Source organism: Ruegeria sp. HKCCA5839, assembly GCF_013035585.1.
GTDB lineage: Bacteria > Pseudomonadota > Alphaproteobacteria > Rhodobacterales > Rhodobacteraceae > Ruegeria.
The window spans coordinates 1-2,374 of sequence record NZ_WQIE01000021.1; the positions used below are offsets into that span (position 1 = coordinate 1).

Consider the following 2,374-nt stretch of genomic DNA (forward strand, 5'->3'; position numbering starts at 1 on the left):
CGCGGACATTTCTGCCATTCGCTAAAAAAACTTGGTGAATTTGCGGCTTGAACGATTGCATTGAGCCCGGAGAGTAACTCCAGCCACAAGCCTGACTTGTTTTCAATAAACTACTGGCGCAACATCCGTGAATGTCCGGAACCAATTGGGAGGTTGGCATGGCAGAGCTACGCGAAATTGGTAAGACAGGTATACGGGTCCCTCGCATCGGGTTTGGATCGACGGGGTTGGGAAGTATCCCGGAAATCTATGGGTATGAAGTTGAGGAAGACCGCGCGATTGATACAATTCGGGCAATTCTTTCGCAGCCAAATGCGTTCCTGGACACATCCCGTTGCTATGCCATGGGACGAAGTGAAGAGCGCATAGGAAAAGTCATTCGTGAGCTTGGTGGTTGGCCGGACGGTCAGGTGCTTTCCACCAAAATCGACCGGGACATGGAAACCGGTGCTTTTGATGCTTCTCAAGCGCGTAGATCAGTCGAGGAAAGTCTCGCGGCCCTAAGCGTCGACAGCGTTGATATACTCCACGTCCATGATGTCGAATATGCAAATGACCTATCTGAGGTCAAAGGACGAGGTGGCGCGATTGAAGAGTTGTTCCGTATCAAGGAGGAAGGTCTTGCAAAGGCGGTCGGAATCGCGGCGGGACGTATCGACTTAATGATGCCAATTTTGGAGGGTTGGGATTTTGACGTGGTCCTGACACACAACAGACATACGCTAGTGAACGATAACGCAGCACCTCTGATAGAACTCGCGAAATCACGAGGCGTTTCAATATTGAACGCAGCACCTTATTCCGGAGGTGCACTTGCCCGAGGCAGCGCCATCCATCGCTTTTATGTGTATAGACCTGCGGATGATGAAGTACTTGCGCCAATACGTGCTGTTGAAGAGGTATGCGGGCACTACGATGTCCCGGTCGGGGCGGTCGCGTTGCAATACTCGATGAAAGACGACGACATCACTTCGACGGTTTGTGGAGTGACATGGCCTCAGCATGTTCAACAGGCGATGGAATGGGCAGAGTGGTCTATCCCTGAAGGCCTTTGGGAAGAACTCGCTGAGCTCGATAAAACTTCAAGCGATCCAGAAGCTTAGAGTTAATTTTCGGATAGGATACTGTTCTGCCAATTGACTGCTTTGGGCTTAGAGCTATCGGCCGACGTGGTCGGCCTAAATAACCTGTTTTTGGACCCGAGAATACTGCTTTCGACCTGCTCAAGCTTGTCAAACCTCACGAGTTTCATTTGCCGAAGCAGGATAGCGACGCAAACCCGTCGTATTTCTTTCAGATTGAGCATTGAAAATCGATCAAAGCAGCGCTGACATTTGGGATTTGGATGCACTGGTCATGGCGCAAGACGAAATCATTCAAGATATGCTGGTAGAAATTGCAAAGGTCTATGAGACCGAGGTAGACATTCAAGGACCTCATACAGCGAACACGCTTTTGGTAACGCCAACTCCTGTTGCCTTTGAACCCGTTCCACCTTGCTCCCTAGATGCGGGTATGCGTGCTGTCTTGGCCAATAGCAGTCATCCGGCAGCTAGTTCGGTCTTGGCGGCACAGCATCTCTTGAGCTGGGGATCAAACCCGGTTGAGGGCAACACCCAATCGAGTATAGCCGCCTTGATAAGCGTCCTAACACTGATGGGACCAGAAGGACCGATACCGGCGCCGGACGTAAGGTTGGGTTTGGTCTACATGCGACCCGACAGCTACTATCCTATGCATCTTCATGACGCCGACGAGACATATGTCATTATTGCGGGACAGGCCCTTTGGACGGCCGGAGATGACATTCGGATGAGAGGGGTTGGTTCAATGATTCACCATCCAAGTATGATGCCACATGCATTTCGAACAGGCGCAGAGGGCTTTATCGCAATCTGGCGCTGGAGTGGCGACATCAACACACACTCATACACCTTTACTGAACATGTCGAAGCTGATTTGTTAGCCTGAAGCGCGGCCTTGGGCTCCAAGAAGACTTTTGACTATATTCAAACGAGCCTCACCACCCGCTCTGCCGTCTATATACCTGTTTGATGCTGACTGGGTGCCTGCCGCATTTGGTGCACCGGGCTTTTTCCAAAACGCTGCGCAGTGTGACATCACCGCCGAGCCGGTTAACCAGGTCGCTTGGCCGGAAGCTCGCACCATGGATACAGCGGACATCATCGCAGTGGATGTATATCCAGTAGTCATCTGAGATGCTGGAAATCGGGATGGGCTGGATCTGTATTCCGAGTCGGCGCGGCGGCATTGCGCAAGGTTAACTAGGGGCCTCACCTGGACAAGCTACAAAGTGGAACCACCGCGTTTTAGGCGTCGGGAACAACGTTAGCCAATTTCGGGTGTGCGGACA

The 2,374-nt window shown here is 51.8% G+C and carries 2 protein-coding genes; both read left to right on the forward strand.

Going from position 1 to position 2,374, the window contains the following annotated elements:
• Window positions 1-158 precede the first annotated feature (158 nt).
• Window positions 159-1,103 (forward strand): aldo/keto reductase, encoded by a 945-nt coding sequence (locus GOV38_RS22145; protein WP_171210391.1) that lies wholly within the window; start codon window positions 159-161, stop codon window positions 1,101-1,103.
• Window positions 1,104-1,305: 202 nt separating this feature from the next.
• Window positions 1,306-1,971 (forward strand): dimethylsulfonioproprionate lyase family protein, encoded by a 666-nt coding sequence (locus GOV38_RS22150; protein WP_171210392.1) that lies wholly within the window; start codon window positions 1,306-1,308, stop codon window positions 1,969-1,971.
• The last annotated feature ends 403 nt before the right edge of the window (window positions 1,972-2,374 follow it).

Bases quoted from the DNA above. Each gene is read 5' to 3' on its own strand.
- GOV38_RS22145 (WP_171210391.1), top strand. From the start codon at position 159: ATGGCAGAGCTACGCGAAATTGGTAAGACAGGTATACGGGTCCCTCGC.